17 protein-coding genes are annotated in these 18,469 nt (G+C 58.3%); 2 read left to right on the forward strand and 15 right to left on the reverse strand.

What is annotated here, in order from left to right; genetic code table 11:
- Positions 1-13: 13 nt before the first annotated feature.
- The 3 genes from CGERO_RS07160 to lspA are packed head-to-tail and all read right to left on the reverse strand — an operon-like array spanning position 14 to position 1,709.
- Entirely contained in the window at positions 14-223 is a 210-nt protein-coding gene (locus tag CGERO_RS07160) for a YgaP family membrane protein (protein ID WP_123934593.1), read from the reverse strand.
- Between the two features lie 57 nt (positions 224-280).
- Positions 281-1,204, reverse strand: a complete 924-nt coding sequence (locus CGERO_RS07165; RefSeq protein ID WP_123934595.1) for an RluA family pseudouridine synthase — start codon at positions 1,202-1,204, stop codon at positions 281-283.
- Positions 1,197-1,709, reverse strand: a complete 513-nt coding sequence (gene lspA / locus CGERO_RS07170; RefSeq protein WP_281271018.1) for a signal peptidase II — start codon at positions 1,707-1,709, stop codon at positions 1,197-1,199. Before lspA ends, CGERO_RS07165 begins: the two co-directional genes overlap by 8 nt.
- A gap of 126 nt (positions 1,710-1,835) precedes the next feature.
- Between lspA and CGERO_RS07175 the strand changes: the two genes are divergently transcribed.
- Positions 1,836-2,768 (forward strand): DUF6263 family protein, encoded by a 933-nt coding sequence (locus CGERO_RS07175; RefSeq protein ID WP_123934597.1) that lies wholly within the window; start codon positions 1,836-1,838, stop codon positions 2,766-2,768.
- A gap of 77 nt (positions 2,769-2,845) precedes the next feature.
- Here CGERO_RS07175 and CGERO_RS07180 read toward each other — a convergent pair whose 3' ends face one another.
- Positions 2,846-3,505: a WKL family lipoprotein gene (locus CGERO_RS07180; protein WP_123934599.1), complete on the reverse strand. Its 660-nt coding sequence runs from the start codon at positions 3,503-3,505 to the stop codon at positions 2,846-2,848.
- A 153-nt stretch (positions 3,506-3,658) separates the two neighbouring features.
- Here CGERO_RS07180 and CGERO_RS07185 point away from each other — a divergent pair, with 153 nt between their 5' ends.
- Positions 3,659-4,600 (forward strand): asparaginase, encoded by a 942-nt coding sequence (locus tag CGERO_RS07185; protein ID WP_123934601.1) that lies wholly within the window; start codon positions 3,659-3,661, stop codon positions 4,598-4,600.
- Here CGERO_RS07185 and CGERO_RS07190 read toward each other — a convergent pair.
- From CGERO_RS07190 to CGERO_RS07240, 11 genes are all read right to left on the reverse strand, one after another.
- Positions 4,597-5,937 carry a DNA polymerase IV gene (locus CGERO_RS07190; RefSeq protein ID WP_123934603.1) on the reverse strand — a complete coding sequence of 447 codons (1,341 nt, stop codon included), beginning with the start codon at positions 5,935-5,937 and terminating at the stop codon, positions 4,597-4,599. The genes CGERO_RS07185 and CGERO_RS07190 overlap by 4 nt on opposite strands.
- Positions 5,938-5,986: 49 nt before the next feature.
- Positions 5,987-9,133: an isoleucine--tRNA ligase gene (ileS, locus tag CGERO_RS07195; RefSeq protein ID WP_164470317.1), complete on the reverse strand. Its 3,147-nt coding sequence runs from the start codon at positions 9,131-9,133 to the stop codon at positions 5,987-5,989.
- Between the two features lie 282 nt (positions 9,134-9,415).
- Positions 9,416-10,369 (reverse strand): DivIVA domain-containing protein, encoded by a 954-nt coding sequence (locus CGERO_RS07200; RefSeq protein WP_123934607.1) that lies wholly within the window; start codon positions 10,367-10,369, stop codon positions 9,416-9,418.
- A gap of 296 nt (positions 10,370-10,665) precedes the next feature.
- Positions 10,666-10,965, reverse strand: coding sequence for a YggT family protein (locus CGERO_RS07205; protein ID WP_123934609.1), 300 nt, complete (start codon positions 10,963-10,965; stop codon positions 10,666-10,668).
- A 126-nt stretch (positions 10,966-11,091) separates the two neighbouring features.
- Positions 11,092-11,523 (reverse strand): cell division protein SepF, encoded by a 432-nt coding sequence (locus tag CGERO_RS07210; protein ID WP_245998804.1) that lies wholly within the window; start codon positions 11,521-11,523, stop codon positions 11,092-11,094.
- Between the two features lie 173 nt (positions 11,524-11,696).
- Positions 11,697-12,416 (reverse strand): peptidoglycan editing factor PgeF, encoded by a 720-nt coding sequence (pgeF, locus tag CGERO_RS07215; RefSeq protein ID WP_123934613.1) that lies wholly within the window; start codon positions 12,414-12,416, stop codon positions 11,697-11,699.
- A 5-nt stretch (positions 12,417-12,421) separates the two neighbouring features.
- Complete coding sequence (gene ftsZ / locus CGERO_RS07220) at positions 12,422-13,648, reverse strand: cell division protein FtsZ (RefSeq protein ID WP_123934615.1); 1,227 nt, start codon at positions 13,646-13,648, stop codon at positions 12,422-12,424.
- A 192-nt stretch (positions 13,649-13,840) separates the two neighbouring features.
- Positions 13,841-14,488 (reverse strand): cell division protein FtsQ/DivIB, encoded by a 648-nt coding sequence (locus tag CGERO_RS07225; RefSeq protein WP_123934617.1) that lies wholly within the window; start codon positions 14,486-14,488, stop codon positions 13,841-13,843.
- Positions 14,489-15,913, reverse strand: a complete 1,425-nt coding sequence (gene murC, locus CGERO_RS07230; protein WP_123934619.1) for a UDP-N-acetylmuramate--L-alanine ligase — start codon at positions 15,911-15,913, stop codon at positions 14,489-14,491. It lies immediately after the preceding gene.
- A gap of 57 nt (positions 15,914-15,970) precedes the next feature.
- Positions 15,971-17,038: an undecaprenyldiphospho-muramoylpentapeptide beta-N-acetylglucosaminyltransferase gene (murG, locus tag CGERO_RS07235; protein WP_123934621.1), complete on the reverse strand. Its 1,068-nt coding sequence runs from the start codon at positions 17,036-17,038 to the stop codon at positions 15,971-15,973.
- Positions 17,039-18,463 carry an FtsW/RodA/SpoVE family cell cycle protein gene (locus CGERO_RS07240; RefSeq protein WP_123934623.1) on the reverse strand — a complete coding sequence of 475 codons (1,425 nt, stop codon included), beginning with the start codon at positions 18,461-18,463 and terminating at the stop codon, positions 17,039-17,041.
- Positions 18,464-18,469 lie beyond the last annotated feature (6 nt).

Genomic DNA, 18,469 nt, shown 5'->3' on the forward strand with positions numbered 1-18,469 from the left:
TTAGTGCCCTGCATTACTTGCGCTTGCAGGTATTCACGCCGAACAGCGTGTACGCGGGACAAAAACCGGTGACGGCAGTGGCGGCAAGCACCACGGTGACAACGCCGAGCACTACACCAAGGGTGGAGCTGTCGTTATTGAAGGCGGTTGCGGCGGCGATACCTGCGACAACCGCACCGCCAGCGCGCAAGACTCGGTCTGTGCTGTTTTCGTTTCGCTTCATGCTCACAGCATAAGAAGTGCTACCCGGTTGCGATGGCGCATCCTAGTGTGATTCTGGCTACCCGGCGCGCAGCACGTCCAGCGCGTACTGCAGGTCCTCAGGATATGGCGAGGTGATTTCCATCCAGCGGCCGTCGGCGGGGTGATGAAAACCTAAGCTGACTGCGTGGAGCCACTGGCGAATCAGCCCCAGGCGTTGAGAGAGGTTGGGATCAGACCCGTACATGGGGTCACCGCAGCATGGATGATGCAATGCGGAGGTGTGCACGCGGATTTGGTGTGTTCGGCCTGTTTCCAGATGGATTTCAAGCAAGGAGGCTTCAGCGAAGGCCTCGATGGTTTCGTAGTGGGTGACGGCGTGTTTGCCGTCGGTAGTGACCGCGAAGCGCCAACCGGCGGAAGGGTGGCGCCCAATTGGCGCGTCTATGGTGCCTTGCAGCGGATCCATGTGGCCTTGCACCAGAGCGTGGTATGTCTTGGAAACCGTGCGTTCCTTGAAGGCGCGTTTGAGGACCGAGTAGCCGCGTTCGCTTGCAGCCACCACCATCACGCCCGATGTGCCCACGTCTAGCCGTTGCACGATGCCCTTGCGCTCTGGGGGGCCCGAGGTGGAGATGCGGAAACCGGCGGCGGCGAGGCCCCCAATCACCGTTGGCCCTTCCCACCCCAGTGTCGGGTGTGCGGCCACGCCTACGGGTTTGTTCACGGCGATGAGATCCTCGTCGGAATAGAGGATGTCCATGCCCTCAATCAATTCCTCTTTGGGCGTGAGATCTGGAGTCTCGGGCAAGGTGACTTCCAGCCAGGCCCCCTCGCGGATGCGGTCGGATTTGGAGGCCGGGGTGGCGTCGACAAGCACATCCCCCGCCTGCGCCAAATCAGCAGCAGCGGTGCGCGAAATGCCCAGGAGTTTTGAGAGAGCCTGATCAACTCGCATGCCAGCGAGGCCCTCGGGAATGAACAGTTGGCGCTGATCACGCATGAGTTTCACCCTTGTTGGCGCCCCGACGCTCGGCGATGAACATACCGATGACGAATACCACTACCCCACAGGTGATTGCGGCATCCGCCAAGTTGAATACGGCGAAATTTCCCACAGAAATGAAATCCACGACATGGCCGACAAAAAATCCCGGCGCGCGGAAGAGCCGATCAATAACGTTGCCGAGAGCCCCACCGGCCATCAGCGCCAACCCCACGGCAGACCAGTGATCACGCACCTTGGATGCAAGTACCAACACCGCCAACACGAATGCTAGCTGAATAAAGGTAAATACCCAGGTCGCGCCCTCACCAAACGAGAACGCGGCACCAGAGTTGAAGAGCAGGCGGAAGCGGAACCACTCGCCAATGATGTATCGCACTTCACCCACGCTGAGGCTGTTGAGCATCAAATGCTTCACAAGCTGATCAGCCATGGCTACTACGGCGATGATCGGGATCATCAACCAGAAAAAAGAACGAGTACTCCTATCGCTTCGCGTCACGAGCCTTATCTTTGCAAATGCACACCACAAAGTTCCAACTGGGACGGACAAATCGGCTCAAGTGTGGCAGTAGTTCGGCGGCGTAGCGCGCGGGAGAACAGCAAGCTTCGGGTAACGTTTTGGGACGTGTGGCACACCAAAACTTTCAGCACTCAGCACCATCTTCGCGCCGTAGCGGGAGCGAGCGCCGCCCTGCTGCTGGGCGCAGTGTTAAGCGCGTGCGGTTCACAAGATTCCACCAACGTCGAAGACGCTGTTGGCGTAACCGTCGAAGCGCCAAAAGTCACCGTGCTTGAACCGGGAGCTCAGCCTGGGCGGGAGCTTCGCTATCAAGATGATGGAGCGGAGCAGAACATCAACATTCAAATGAGCAGCGGGTTCAGCAATACCACCGCAAATACCGGTGAATTTGATCCACAGGCTCCTGCTGGCGGTGAGGTGACCACGCTGAAATCACAGGCGAAAGCCACCGCTACCTTCGATCAGGACGCTCGATCGGTGTTGGTGGTGTTGGATGCGCCGAAGATTGATGATTTGGAAGTTGCCCAAGACGTCGCTTCGACGGAAGGTTTCCAAGCAGCTTGGTTCAGCGATGCCACAGGAAAAGTGAGCTCGGTGAACTTCGCGGCGCCAGCGGAAGCTACCGATCGCGGACGTGGAATCACCGAAGATTATCTGCGAACCTTGATGTCCTCTCAGGTGGTCTTTCCCGAGCAGCCGCTGGGAGTAGGCGCTCAATGGAGCGTTGAAGCCCGAGTGACCTTGGGGGCAAACATGCTGCAGACCACCACCTACACCATCACCGCGATCGATGGTGACGTCATCGAACTAGATGCTGAGGTGCAACGTCGCCCCTCCGAAGGCGCGATTGAAGATGGCGATACCACGCTCGAAGTGCTCGCTTCGACCACCACCAATAAGTCGCACATCAGCGTTGATCTGCGCAAGCCGCTGCCTAGCGCCGGTCTAATAGCCGCGACCACTCGGGTGATCTATGGCCAGGATTCCTCCCCCTTGAGAGTGCTCCAAGACTTCACTACCGCAGTGCAATACTCTTAAGCTTTTCGACGCCAACAGCGGCGCACCCCACCCCATATTCGGGGCCTAACGGGGTGCGCCGCTGTTTCGCAGACGTGTTACTGAGCTGGAGCGGGCGCGTCGGGTGCCGGGGCATCCGGCGCAGGTGCTTCTGGTGCCTCCGGTGCCGGTGGGGCATCAGGGGCTGGCTGCTCACCCTCTGGCGCGGGCTGTGCAGCATCGGCCGGAGGATTCACCGGAGGGGCAGCTTCTGCGAGGCACATCTGCGGCATTTGTTCCTGCGGCACGGAGAACTTCAGCAAGGTGCATGCCCATCGCCGGGTCAGCTTCCAGCGGCCATCTTCATACACAAACTCCACGTCATCGGCGACCTGTGGATCGCTCTCGGGGAGGTTGACGTTCACGGTGGCGAACACAGAGTTCGGCGTGTAACCCGGCAGCACCGGATCCACAACGACGATTTCCGCGCCACTCTCCTGCTTCGAGCGGACGAGCTGATCAAACAACACAGGATCAACATCTTCACCCTGCAAGGTTTGCTGCTTTTCTTCGATGGGCGCATTGGGGTCAGTCACGATCGCAACAATGGCATTGAGATCAGCAGCCGTTGGCATCGGTGCTTGTGCGTCTGCTTGGGAGCTCGAGCTAGCGGAGCTACTGCTGGTTTCCGCAGCCTTATTGTCGTCATTCGAGCATGCGGCCAGGGTGAGGGCCATGCTCACAGCGGCGCTCACCGCGAATGTCTTAGCAATCTTCACGAATTCTCCTTCAAAGCACTGTCGTGGCTATCGATACGCAAGCAGGTGCGCCGACGCACATTCCACGAACAAAGCCTAGCTTGTTCGCGCGAAATACTCATCAATCCTACCCTGCTATCCCACCATCACAGCTACCTATGGCAAGCTCAAAGCATGAGTGAAGCGGAACAGAAGCAACCCAAAGTTGTAGTGATCACCACTGGTGGCACCATCGCTTGCACCGCCAACGACGATGGTGCACTGGTCCCCACCGTTGATGGCGAAACGCTGCTCGCCCCGGTGGCGGAGCGCTTTGGTGATGCCCTGGGCCTCGAGGTACGAGAATTGACCCGCTTGGATTCATCCTCGATGACCTTTGCGGACATCGATGAGATCCTGGAAGCCTGCCACGACGCACTGGAAGACGATGCGGTTGTCGGCGTTGTGGTAACTCACGGCACCGATTCGATGGAAGAAACGGCCATTGCTCTGGACACTTTCCATCAAGATGCTCGCCCAATCGTATTAACCGGCGCGCAAAAGCCCTATAACCACCCCCAATCTGATGGTCCCGGCAACCTCTTTGAGGCAGTGATGGTGGCCTCCGATACTTCAGCTCGTGACATTGGCGTTTTGGTGGTGTTTGGGCACGCAGTGTTGCCAGCGCGAGGTTGCGTGAAGTGGCATGCCCAAGACGACCTCGCCTTCGCCACCAACGGCCCCGAGGAACCTCGACGCGCAGATCCCGTGGCGCCTCACCTGCTCGCCGATGTACGCGTTGAGATCATCAGCGCGTATCCTGGAGCGGACGGATCAGCGGTGCAAGCCGCGCTCAACGCTGGTGCCCAAGGGCTGGTCATTGAAGGCATGGGCTCCGGAAACGTCGGCACCGCCATGGCTGCCTCCCTGCAATCTGCATTGGAGCAAAACGTTCCCGTAGTCATCACCACCCGGGTGCCGCGAGGGGAAGTCATGGGACACTACGGCGGCGCCGGAGGTGGCGCAACGCTTGCCGCGCAGGGAGCCATCGGATCCACTTATTTCCGCGCAGGACAAGCACGGGTTCTGCTCGCCATTGCCATTGCCAGTGGCGTTCATCCCGCCACGTTGTTCTAGCGCAGGCTCTCCAGCGCGCTGGCTGCTTCGAGCCTGGGATCGTCGGCATCAAACGTCCGCACTCTTCCTTTTCCTGTGCTGCGGGTTTCAAAGCGGACGGTGATCTTTCCTAGACCCATGCCCTGAATCCAACCGTGCCCAAATTCTGGGTGGAACACATCTTGGGTGGGCCTCCAGCCACTGCTTTTCGCCTCGACCTCCACATGTTCCGGCTCGGCATGGTCTCGCACACCTACCTCATAATCAATTTCTTCTTCAGTGTGCGCTACCTGGTCCAACTCCGGGAACAACACGTCTTGACGCGCGGACTCCAAACCGGAATAACTCACTCCCACCAGACGGATTGGGCCAACGTCATCGGGGTAGCGCAGCAATTTCAGCGCCGTGGCCTGCAGCGTTTCAAGGTTATCCGTGGCGTAATGCAAGGTGGCAGAGCGTGACTCGATATGAAAATCAGCCATGCGCAGCTTTACGCTTACGGTTCTTGCCCCGCGGCCGTCGACAAGTAATCTCTTATGCGCATCTTTCGAAGCCCTCAGCAGCGCGGCCCTGGTGTGGGCGCGCGTAGTGAGATCCGTTGGGTAGGTGTGTTCGGCAGATATTTGCTTGGCAATTTTCCGGGGCGCAACAGGACGCTCATCAATGCCACGAGCCATCAACCACAGCGCGCGCCCCACCGTTGGCCCAAGGGAAATGTCAATCTCTTTTTCGCTCATCTGCGCCAAGTCGCCGATTGTTTGCACACCGAGGGTGCTGAGCTTTTGACGTGTCACAGGCCCTACGCCCCAGAGCTTACCCACCGGCAATGGGTGGATGATCCGGGTGAGATCCTGCTCAGGAATCACCGCAACCCCGTCCGGCTTAGCCAGCCCGGAGCCAATTTTTGCTATCTGCTTGCCTGGCCCGCAGCCCACCGATGCCGCAAGTCCGGTGCGCTCCCGAACCGCGCTACGCATGGATTCCACCCACTTACGCACCTCATCAGGCGCGAAACCTTGGATGTCGGCGGGCTCGAGGAAGGCCTCGTCGATGGACACCTGCTCCACTACCCCGCCGAATTCCTTGAACACCTCGAATGCCTGACGCGAAAGGTGCTTGTATAGATCACCCCGAGGCGCCACCGTCACCCCCTTGTAGCCGACGAGGGCACGCGCCTGGTACATCGGCATGGCGGAATGAGCCCCCAGCGCGCGAGCCTCATAGGAACATCCCGCCACGACTCCCCTGCCGCTCACACCGCCAACGAGGACGGGACGCCCCCGAAGCGTGGGACGAGTGAGTTGCTCGCAGGAGGCGTAGAACGCGTCCATGTCGATGTGCAAAACCCAGCGTCGCATAGCGCCTTTCAGGCTACTCGCAACACTGGGTCGAACACAATATCGAAGGCTATGCCTTTCGCAGGTTAGCACTCACGCCATCGATCACCGCATACTCGCCCTCTCCCTCTGCGATGCTGAAGGAAGTAGCGAGCACCTCCTTCGCAATGAGATCCTGATGACGCTTCGCCCACGAGGGCTTGTCCGCAAAGAGTTCCACCTCAATGCGGTCAGAAACCTCCAGACCTTTCGCCTTGCGGGCATCCTGGAGTCCGCGGATGACGTCCGCAGCCCAGCCTTCCGCCTCGAGCTCCTCCGTGACCTCGAGATCGAGCACCACGAGGCCATCGACGCCATCGATGCGGGCGGTGTGATCCGGGTTAGCGGCCACCAAACGTTCAGTGAACTCCCCTTCCCGCAGCTCGATGCCGTCGGCGATCACCACGTCACCTTGGCGCTCATAGTTGCCGGACTTCACAGCCTTGATAGCGCGCTGCACGTCCTTGCCCAGGCGCGGACCTGCCACCTTGGCATTCACGGCAACCTCGAAGCGTCCCACCGAATCCACATCGGAAGTCAGCAGCACTTTCTTCACGTTGACCTCATCGCCAATGATGCCCACGAAAGGCTCCAGGCGTTCAGCCTGCGGCAGGGCTACTGTCAACGTGGACAGTGGCAGGCGGTTGCGCAGCTTATTCGCCTTACGCACCGAGCTCGTTGCGGAACAGACCTTACGAACATCGTCCATCGCCGCCACCAAATCGGCGTCGGCTGGGAAATCGGCAGCCTTCGGATAATCCTGCAGGTGAACGGAGCGTTCACCGGTGAGTCCGCGCCAGATCACCTCGGTAATGTACGGAAGTAAGGGGGCTGCAACGCGGGTGAGCGTCTCCAGCACGGTGTAGAGGGTGTTGAAGGCTTCTGGGTGCGCATCGTCGCCCTCCCAGAAGCGTTGGCGGGAACGGCGGACATACCAATTCGTCATGGCGTCGCAGAACCATCGCACCTCATCGCAAGCACGCGCGATGTCGGTGTTGTCCATAGCCTCGGTGGTGTTGGCCACCAGATCGTGCAGCTTGGCAAGGATATAGCGATCCAAGGTATTGCTTGAATCCACAGACCACTGCGCTGGCTTGGAAGAATAGAGCTGCAAGAAGCTGTATGCATTCCACATTGGCAGCAGCGCCTGGCGCACGCCTTCACGGATGCCTTGCTCGGTGACGATCAAGTTGCCGCCACGCAGGATGGGGCTGGACATGAGGAACCAGCGCATCGCATCGGAGCCGTCGCGATCAAAGACCTCATTGACGTTCGGATAATTGCCCTTGGACTTGCTCATCTTCAGGCCGTCGTCGCCAAGCACAATGCCATGTGCCACGACCTTCTTGAACGCAGGGCGATCAAAGAGCGCAACGGAGAGCACGTGGAGCAGGTAGAACCAGCCTCGAGTCTGGCCAATGTACTCGACAATGAAGTCCGCTGGGTTGTGCTCCTCAAAGAACTCTTTGTTCTCGAAGGGGTAATGGAACTGGGCGAAGGGCATGGATCCGGAATCGAACCACACGTCGAGCACGTCGGGCACTCGGCGCATCGTGGACTTGCCCGTGGGATCGTCCGGGTTGGGGCGTGTGAGCTCGTCGATATAGGGGCGGTGCAGATTTTCTGGGCGCACACCGAAGTCAGCTTCCAGCTCATCAAGCGAACCGTAGACGTCTACACGCGGGTACTCATCATTGTCGGAAACCCACACCGGGATCGGCGATCCCCAGTAGCGCGAGCGAGAGATGTTCCAATCGCGAGCATTTTCCAGCCACTTGCCAAATTGGCCATCACGGATGTGCTCGGGCATCCACTCGATCTCCTGATTGAGCTCAACCATGCGATCGCGGATCTTGGTCACGTTCACGAACCAGGACGGCAGCGCCATGTAGATCAGCGGCTCACCGGAACGCCAGGAGTGCGGATAGGAGTGCTCAATGGTTTGGTGGCGCACCACGCGACCAGCTGCCTTGAGGTCGCGGATGATGTCCTTATTAGCGTCAAACACTAACGAACCGGCGTATTCGGGCACTTCATTTGTGAACTTACCGTCCATGTCCACGGGGATGACCACACCGATGCCTGCTTCCTTGCAGGTATTCATGTCGTCTTCACCGAACGCCGGTGCTTGGTGCACGATGCCCGTGCCGTCTTCGATGGTGACATACTCTGCGCTGAGAATCTGGAAGGCGTTTGGTTGATCCTGGAAGTATTCGAAGATCGGCTGATATTCCAGGCCTACAAGATCGGAGCCTTTGAGGATTTGCAGTTCCTCATAGTTACCAAGTTCCTTGGCGTATTCACCCACGAGCGCTTTGGCGAGCAGAACGCGCTGGCCCTGGAGCGACTCCACTGCGTTATCTCCTACGGCAAGAAGCACGTAGTCCACATCGGGATTCACCGCCAGTGCCAGGTTAGAGGGCAGGGTCCAGGGGGTGGTGGTCCAAGCGAGTGCGAAAGCACCCACCAAATCCTGAGAAGCGGAGGATCCCTCGCGCACACCGGTGATGGGGAACGTCACCGTCAGCGTTGGGTCTTGGCGCATCTTGTAGGAATCGTCCAGGCGGGTTTCCTGGTTCGACAGCGGCGTGTGCTCAGCCCAAGAGTAGGGCAAAACACGGAAGCCTTGGTAGATCAATCCCTTGTCATAGAGCTGCTTGAACGCCCAAATCACCGACTCCATGTAGCCGGGATCCATGGTCTTGTAACCATTGTCAAAGTCCACCCAACGAGCCTGGCGGGTCACATACTCTTTCCACTCCTCGGTATAGCGAAGCACCGAGGTGGCGCAATAGTCGTTGAACTTGGCCAGACCCATCTGCTCGATCTCGCCCTTGTCCTTGATCCCGAGCTGCTTTTCCGCCTCAAGCTCGGCAGGAAGACCGTGTGTATCCCAGCCGAAAACGCGCGGCACAAGGTGTCCACGCATGGTTTGGTAGCGCGGCACGATGTCCTTGACGTACCCGGTGAGCAGGTGTCCGTAGTGTGGCAGACCGTTGGCAAAGGGCGGCCCATCATAAAAGACGTACTCGGGCGCACCTTTGCGATGCTCAAGCGATGCTTGGAAGGTGTCGTCTCTCTTCCAATAATCGAGTACCTGCTGTTCCATATCGGGGAACTTTGAAGATCCGCCGGAAAGATCTGTGCGCGGATAAACGCCGCCAACTTCACCCATAATGCTGCTCCTTCATAACTGTTATGTGTGCAGGGACGCAGTTTCCTGCGCGGTACCACCCTGCTTGAGCTTCCGCTCCGCTTCGTTATGAAGGATGTGACGGTCCCACCCGTTCGGTTCTACTCAGCATGTTGCTTTTCTTCCGAAGGCTCCCCGGTGATGGCCGGATCCAAGCCGTATGCCCAAATACTATAGCGCATTGCCAAGCTTTTCGACGCCCAACGTACCCATAAAAAATCCCACAGCGTTGATCGCGCGGTGGGATTTTGCGTGAAGCCTTTTTGCTTAGCGCCCTTCAGGAGCAGAGCTACTGCGGGATTCGAGATCCTCGAGCTGGCTCTGCAGGAGCGTCTTCAGGCGAGTGCGGTACTCGCGCTCGAAGGTGCGCAACTCGGCAATGCGCGTCTCGAGAGCGTTCTGCTGCTGCTTGACGGTAGCCATGATCTCGGTGTGCTTACGCTCGGCGTCTGCCTGCAGGGCGTTTGCCTTGTCCTCGGCTTTGCGTACCTGGGCCTCGGCATGAGCGTTAGCGTCAGCAATGGTCTTCTCGGACTGCTGCTTAGCCTCAGCGAGCATGGACTCAGAGCGCTGCTTGGCATCCTGCAGTTGAGCATGAGCCTTCTGGTCAGCCTCGTTGATGGTGCGCTCCGCCTGGTCATCAGCCTCCCGAACGCGCTTCTCTGCGGCGTCGCGTGCTTCAGCGAGCATGGAGGAGGACTCGTTGCGAGCATCGCTGGTGAGGCGATCTGCCATTTCCTGAGCCAAAGAAAGCACCTTGGCTGCCTGCATGTGAGTCTCCGCAGTGGCGGGCTCGTCGCCAGCGGGCACGGCGGCGGCTGCCTTAGGCTGGCTGTCCTGAACCTTCTCGTTGCTCTGAGCTTCCTTGAGGTCGCGACGAGCCTCAGCGAGCTCGCTTTGCGCTTGTTCGGCGGCACGGCGGGCGTCGGCAAGCTTGCCTTCGTACTCGGCCTTCAGGGACGCCTCGATTTCCTCGCGAATCTTGGCCTCGTCAACGGAGGAAGCGGCGGGTTGAGCAACCGACGCGGAACGTGCCTGGCCGCCCTCTGCCTTCAGCTCCTCTACCTGCTGGCGGAGATCATCGTTTTCCTCTTGGATCTCTGCAAGCGTGTCTTCAACCAAATCCAGGAACTGATCGACCTCGTCCTCGTTGTATCCGCGCTTGCCGATCGGCGGCTTGCTGAAAGCGACGTTATGCACATCGGCTGGAGTCAGCGGCATGGAGCTCTTCCCTTCGAGATGTATGTCGTCCCCGAGCCAATACTGAACCCGGAGCTTTTCTGTACCTGTCCAAACTATCGCACATTATGAAATTTGTGTGAAATTTGCCCAGGCTCTACCGAAATTTTTTCGTTGCGACGCGCTACGCGCCTCAGCGATAAAAGGTTGTCTGTTAAAAGTTTAGCGAACGATTTACATGCATTCCTACTCCCCGCCGGAAAAATTTTTCAGAAGCCAGAAAGAATCCGCGCGTAACTAAGGAAAAACTAGCAAGAATCTGTCAGCAAAGCCGCACGTTAGACCAAGTTAATTTGCATCACCTGCAGCGCCAGGATCAAAAGTTGAATGGCGAAGAAAAGCACAAGAATTGAAACATCCAGTGCAACATTGCCAAGGCGAAGCGGCGGAATCCAACGGCGAAGAAGTCGAACCGGCGGGTCAGTCAATACAAACAGCACTTCAGCGGCCACCATGAACCAGCGGGGCGCCCTGAACCGTCTGGAAAATGACTGAATCATTTCGATCAAAATGCGACCAATCAGCACCCAGGTGTAGATAGTCAGTAGCAAAATCAAGATGCTAAATAACAGATTCAATATGTGTCCTCGTGATCGTCAGTGTGAATCAAAGGCGGATTCTACATGATAAAACCCCCACCACCTGCGCAGTGAGGGACACTGACACAGCAGGAGGTGAGGGCGCGAAACGCTGCTCGCTATTGATTAGAGCATGCGAACCGAGCGACGAAGATCTTCTTGACGCAGGTCGTCCGCCTGTGGAGGACGCAGGCCGAAAACCATGTTGTCCAGCTTCCAAAGATCGCCATCTACGGCCATAACCAAGCCTGCCGAGAAGTCGACGAAGCGCTTTGCCTCGTCACGGGGCAGATCACGCAGATCCAACACGATCGCATCGCCGTCGCGGAAGGCTTCACCGACACGCTTTGCATCGCTGTAGGAGTGGGCGGTGATGTTCACGATGGACGAGGGGTAGGAAGCTCGAGCTTCGCGACGATCGTAGGCGTCATAGCGAGCATATTCACGATCGGCACCATAGGCGGCTGGCGCATCGTATGCCGCGTCGTTGTAGTACGCGTCATCGTCGTATTCAACAGCCTCGTTGTCCAGGCCGAAGAATTCCTTCGTCTTCCTCATAAACGACATCGTGTGTCCCTTTCAGCGCCTGGATTACCAGGCCTATTGTTGTTGCCGCAATGTTTGCGGGGCGTTGAATTGTTCCCCTTCAACCTAGCTGCCAACGCACACTATTGTTGTGAATGACACGGCTGAAGTTTAAAAGTTTTTCGATCTTTCCTCTTCGGCGCGAACTAGACGTCGGGAAGCCAGGTCACACCCGCAAATCTACCGGTCACACCTTCACGTCGATAGGAAAAGAACTGCTCATCCTCAATGGTGCATCGCGGATCGGCGTGGATCGCATGCACCCCGAGGCCGCGCAGTTGCACAAGTAATCCTCGGCGAATATCAAGACCCGGGGTGCCCTTGTCTGTCAGAACCCTTGAGCCCGGCAATCGAGCCTCTACGTCCGCAGCCATGGCTTCGGGCACCTCGTAGTTCCTCCCAGAGGCGGCCGGCCCTAAAAGCGCGTGAATTCGCTCAGGCACCGCCCCCAGGTCCCGCATAGCCTCCACCGAACGCTGAACGATGCCGTTACGGGCGCCCAGACGCCCGGCGTGAACCGCAGCAATCACGCCAGCCTCGTGATCACTCAACAGCACGGGGACGCAGTCCGCCACTAATACCCCAAGGGCTACGCCGCGCAGGGTGGTTACTATTGAGTCACACGCAGCGATCGGCTCCTCCGTCACCGCTTTGACTTCCTGGACGGTATTGGAGTGGATTTGTTCCATCCATTGCAGGTGCTGCACACCGAGAATGCGTTGCAAACGCTTTCGGTTGTCCTGCACACACTGCTGCTCATCCCCCACATGCTCTGCGAGGTTAAAGCTAGCGTAAGGGCCACGGGAAACCCCGCCCGCTTTCGTGGTGAACACTTTACGGACGGGGCGGGAATTTTCCTTCAGCATCGTAATTAGCGAAGAAAGTCCGGCACGTCGATGTCGTCGTCGTCGTTACGGGAGTAACGATCCTCATAATTGTCGCGGCGTTCTTCACGACTCGTGAACAAGCCCGACCCGGAGCGCCCGTGGTAGCTTTCGCGAGGCTCACTGCGCGGGGTGTCCCTCACGGGCTCATCATTCAACGCGTGACGAGGAGCGGGAGCGTCGTCACTGCTGAACAGCGAGGAGGATTCGGGAGCAGGCGTTGGGGAATCCGCAGCCTTCTGATCTTCCTTCTTGGCAATCTCATTTTTCACTCCGTCGAAGCCAGTGGCAATCACGGTCACCACGACTTCATCACCAAGGTTGTTGTCGAAGATCGTACCGAAGATGAGGTTCACGTCTTCGTCGGCAAGCTCTTGGATCATGCTGGAAGCATCGTTGACTTCCTGGAGCCCGAGATCCGAACCACCAGCAACAGAAAGCAGCACGCCGGTGGCGCCTTCCATCGTGGCTTCCAGCAGCGGAGAGTTGATGGCTTGCTGTGCAGCTTGGAACACGCGGTTATCGCCAGAGGCGGAACCGACACCCATAAGAGCCGAGCCTGCGTCAGCCATGACGGAGCGGACGTCTGCGAAGTCCACGTTAATCATGCCCGGAATGGTAATGAGGTTGGTAATGCCCTGCACACCGTTGAACAGCACCTGATCAGCCGCGCGGAACGCCTCGTCCATGGTGAGGTTGGCGTCGCCAATCTGCAGCAAGCGATCGTTCGGAATGACGATGAGGGTGTCACACACCTCGCGCAGCGCCTTAATACCCTCCATGGCCTGGCGGGTACGACGCTTGCCTTCAAAGCCGAAGGGGCGAGTCACGACACCGACAGTGAGCGCGCCCATCTTCTTGGCAATGCTCGCTACTACAGGAGCCGCGCCAGTACCCGTGCCACCGCCCTCACCAGCGGTAACGAAGACCATGTCGGCGCCCTTGAGGGTCTCTTCGATCTCCGATTTGTGATCCTCAGCGGAGGTGCGACCGACCTCGGGGTTCGCACCAGCACCGAGGCCTCGGGTGGCTTCGCGCCCAATGTCCAGCTTCACGTCCGCATCAGAGAACATGAGTGCCTGGGAATCGGTGTTCACGGCGATGAACTCCACGCCCTTGAGGCCTTCTTCAATCATTCGGTCAACGGCGTTGACGCCGCCGCCGCCGACACCGACGACCTTAATTACGGCGAGGTAGTTATCTGGGGAAGTCATGAGCGAGGCTCGCCTTTCTTAGCAATGTTTTCAAGCTGATGTGTTTTTTCACCTACCGGCACGACCAACCTCGTTGGCACCATCCCGGTGATGCATTACAACCATCTTGAACGACGAATGCCCAAAAATGGCGGACATTTCCCCGCGTGTCGAGACCCTCAACCACAACTTGAGAGTTTTGACCTGGGGTTTTTAGCGCACAGCGATGTCCGGGGCGGCGCTGATGTCCACACGCTTTTCCTCACGCGACAATGCTGCATTCATCGCCACCGCCTTGTTATGCATGTTGTCGGTGGAACCCCAGAAGATTTCTTTGCCCTCATCAAGCTTCAGCGTGATGGCATCGGGATTGTTCGCATCGATCTCTTTGACCAAGGGGCGCTGCTCCTGCTGCAGTGCACCAAGCACTCCAGCAGCAGCCTGCTGTCCTGCATCATCTTTTACGCTTACGCGGGTGGCTCCAGCGGGATCGTCAGAAATCATGAACACCGTGCCAGAAGCATCGAAAATGTGCAGGCCATCATCTTCTGGCACGTAGCCAACTGCCTCATGCTCTTGCACTTCGATACCAACGGTATCTGGCAGCCGCTTAGCAACGGATACCTTAGCTACCCAGGGCAAGGTGCTGACCCGCTGCGCCACCTCTTTGCTCGGCAGCGGCAGGAGTTTCGCTTCCTTGGGAATGTCTGCCGCAGTCAGCACCTCTTCCGTGCTCGTGTGCTGATTTCCGGTCACTTCAATGTTAGTGACCTTGATCAGCGGACTGAACCAAGCCACGGCCCCGAGTACCAGCACCAAGACCGCGACGATGGCGGTGACGATGAGGACACGCTTTCGCATTTAGGCTTCCCTTAGGCGCTTGAGGATCTCGTCGGCAAGCATCGTGACGCTGCCGGCGCCGATGGTCAAGATCATGTCACGCTCACCTGCTATCTCGGCGACTCGCTCGGGCACGTCCAAGAAGGTCGGCTCAAATACAGTGGGGATGCTCATCTGTTCTGTGATGATTCTGGAGCTCACACCTTCGACCGGCTCCTCGCGTGCACCGAAAATGTCCAAGACCACGGCTTCGTCGGCAAGCGATAGCGCTTTGGCAAACTCCTCGGCAAATTCGATGGTGCGCGAATATAGGTGCGGCTGGAACACGGCAATGATCTTGTTTCCGCCGATGGCCTCTTGCCGCTCACGCGCTGCGGTGAGTACTGCTTCAACTTCGGTGGGGTGATGCGCATAATCGTCGTAGACCAACGAGCGCTTGGCGGGGCCCGATTCAACCTCGCCGTGGAACTCGAAGCGACGTCGCACACCGGAGAAGTCGCTAACCCCCTGGGCAAGGGCGCTGAGGTCTCCCCCAGCAAGCACACCAGCCGTGAGCGCCGCAGCGGCGTTGAGCACCATGTGCGTGCCTGGGATGCGCATGAGCACTTCGCTGTGCTCATCACCAACTCGAATGCGACACCGTGTACCAGCAGGCTCAATGCAAATCGATTCCACAACAGTGTGAGCGATATCCGGGTATCGCTCTGCAGCATCTGCGGTGCCATAACCCACCACGCGCACACGATCTTTGTTTCGCATTCCGAGCTGCGCCGCGTGTTCATCGTCTAGGCACACTACCAATGCGCCCCCATCGGTTATTCGCGCCGCGAAGTCGTCAAATACCTGGAAATATGCTTCTTCGCTACGGAAGTAGTCCAAGTGGTCGGGCTCGATATTCGTCACTACCGCGACCGATGGCTTGTAGCGAAGCAACGATGCATCAGATTCGTCGGCTTCGGCCACGAACGCATCACCGGTACCATGATGTGCGTTGGTGCCAGCTTTGTTCAACTGGCCTCCGATGGCGAAACTGGGATCTAGGCCTGCCGCCTGCATCGCCACCACAGTCATGGACGTGGTTGAGGTTTTGCCGTGTGTACCTGCGATGAGCACCTGACGCTGACCTTCCATTAGTTCGCCCAGGAGATCTGAACGACGAATCACAGGAATTCCAGCGTCACGGGCGGCAACGAGTTCGGGGTTGAATTGTGGGATCGCAGCGAAGGAAGTCACCACTACCGTCGGCAGTTCACCCGCCAATGCAAGATTTTCCTTCGCGTGCCCCACGGCGATGTGCGCCCCCATCGAGCGCAACGCCAGCAGCGGTCGGGAGTCTTTGACGTCGGAGCCTGACACGGTGGCCCCGCGCGCGAGCAAAATACGGGCAACACCAGACATACCCGCACCGCCGATGCCGATGAGGTGCACACGGGAAAGGTCAATCATGAAGGTTCCTTTTCTCAAGCTTTTCGACGCTCACGCGCGCCCTTGGACATGTGATCACTAGTGAGTTGCTGCAGATTCGTCCGCAGTGATGGCCAAAACCAGGTCTGCGATGCGCTCAGCGGCGTTCGCGCCAACCGACGCCGCCGTCTTCTCAGCCATAGACTTTCGCAGAGTTGAGTCTCCCAGGATGCCGGTGACGTAGTCGGCAAAGGTGGTGCCATCGAAATCGGCGTCGTCTACAAGCTGTGCCCCACCTGCTTCAACAACCTGAAGTGCATTCAAACCCTGTTCGCCGTTGCCGTGCGGTAACGGCACGTACACTGCGGGAACACCAGCAGCGGTATTCTCAGCGACGGTCATAGCACCGGCACGGCACACCACCATTGAAGCGACGGCATAGGCCGCTGGCATATCTTCGATGTACGGGACCGGAACGTATCCCGATTGCGCCTGCGGAGCCTCGTTCTTCTTGCCGTAGGAATGCAGCACTTGGATGCCCGCATCAAGCACTCGGTCTATCCCTTCAGCCACCGCGCGGTTAATCGAAGCCGCCCCCTGAGAACCGCCCGTCACCAACACCACGGGACGATCAGTATCCAGCCCCCAAAGCTCGCCTGCTCGCGTTAAGGCATCAGGGTCATCCATGCTTCGGATGGGAATTCCCACCACTTCGCCCTCCATGCCAGACTTCGGCGCAGCATTGAGACCCAAACCGCCGAGGCGCACGCCCAGCTTGTTGGCCATTCCTGCGCGCGCATTCGCCTCATGTACCAACATCGGCATCTCGAGAGTTCGAGCGGCGATATAGGCGGGGGCGGATACATAACCGCCGAACCCCACCACAACATCGGCATTCTTCATCGCCTTGCGAGCTTGGCGCACCGCCTTGACCACGCGCCACGGCAAACGCAATAGATCCATATTCAATTTGCGAGGAACGGGCACCGGATCAATGAGCTCGAGCTTGAATCCCCGCTCGGGGACGATGCTTGTTTCTAAACCTCGCTCGGTTCCAAGGGCAAACACTTCACATCCACGATCACGCAGCGCCTCGGCTACGGCCATCGCGGGTTCGATGTGACCGGCGGTTCCTCCGCCGGCGACAACGACAGTTGGGTGTTGCATTTAGCGCCTCCTGCGATCACGATGTGGGGCCTGTCGTGGGCCACCAGAACGGTTATTCAGGCTACCAGTGCGAGTCGCTGGCGGCCGTTGTGCACCTTTTCGAGCGGCACGCGGGTCGCGGCTCGGGGCTCGACGAACACGGTCTTGCGCTTGCTCTCGGGGGGTCTTCTTCGACACGACGTCGTCAAGCGAAGGCTCGGGCAGGCCCAACAAGCGATCCATCGCGGGACGACCGTATGAGCGCATCGCGGAGATCGCCTCAGGTTCGTGTCGGGCACAATTGAGCAATACGCCCATCGCGGTCAACGTGATAATCGCCGAGGTGCCGCCCGCCGAAATCAATGGCAACTGAATGCCCGTCACCGGTACGAGCCCGATGACGTAGCCGATGTTGACGAAGGCCTGTACCACCACTGAAGACGTCAGCGCAGCGGCCAGCAACGAAAGGTACATGTTGGAGCTGCGCTTGGCTGTTCGGAATCCGATCACGCCGAGAGTAGCAAAGAGCAAGATCACCACGGCAGCACCAACAAAACCGAGCTCCTCGCCTACAACTGCAAAGATGAAGTCATTTTTAGCCTCCGGCAGATAGAACCACTTGGCGCGGGACTGGCCAAGGCCAACCCCAGTTAGGGAGCCATCGGCAAGCGAAAGAAAACCCTGGTAGGACTGATACGCCTTGCCAGAAGTGTCCTGGAAATTTCCGGTGAGGGCATCGAAATACACGCTGATACGGTCAGACCGATAGCCACCACCTAGAGCAATAGCCACCAGCACAAGGAAGCCTGCGCCAACTGCAGCGAAAAGGATCTTGTTATCGAGTCCAGCAAAGACAGCAAGAGCAAACACGACAATCAAAAACGCCACTGCCATGCCGGTGTCGTGCTCCGCCGCGATCAAAGCGCACATCACCGCGCTGATTCCCAGGAAAATGTAGAGGTGCCTTGGCAGGAGCTTTTCGCCCGGCTCACGGTTAGCCAGATAACTCGCGCCCCATACAGCAATGGCGATGCGTGCAATTTCAGATGGTTGGAAAGACAAAGGCCCAAGTACCAGCCATGACTGCGAACCAACCTGTTCGTAACCCGTACCTAAGGGAGACAACACCAATACAAGAAGGAAGATGGAAAAACCCAGCAAGATGGTAGAGGCTTTGCGCAGGAGGCGCAGAGGCATCCGCAGAGCGAACCAGCCTGCGACCAAACCAAGAATCACCATGACGGTCTGGCGCACCGCCGTAGTCCAGGCGCTGCCGCCAGCGGAGATCGACCACGTCATCGAGCTGGAGGCCACAAGGGTGACGCCGATGATCGTGAGTAATCCAACCACGATTGCCAAGATGGTGTAATCCGCCAGCGGCCGACGGCGCGTTTCATCCACGCGTTGACCAACGTGCTTGGCTATAGATTGCAGCGCCTGTGCCATGTCCAA

It is taken from the genome of Corynebacterium gerontici (genome assembly GCF_003813985.1).
GTDB classification, from domain to species: domain Bacteria; phylum Actinomycetota; class Actinomycetes; order Mycobacteriales; family Mycobacteriaceae; genus Corynebacterium; species Corynebacterium gerontici.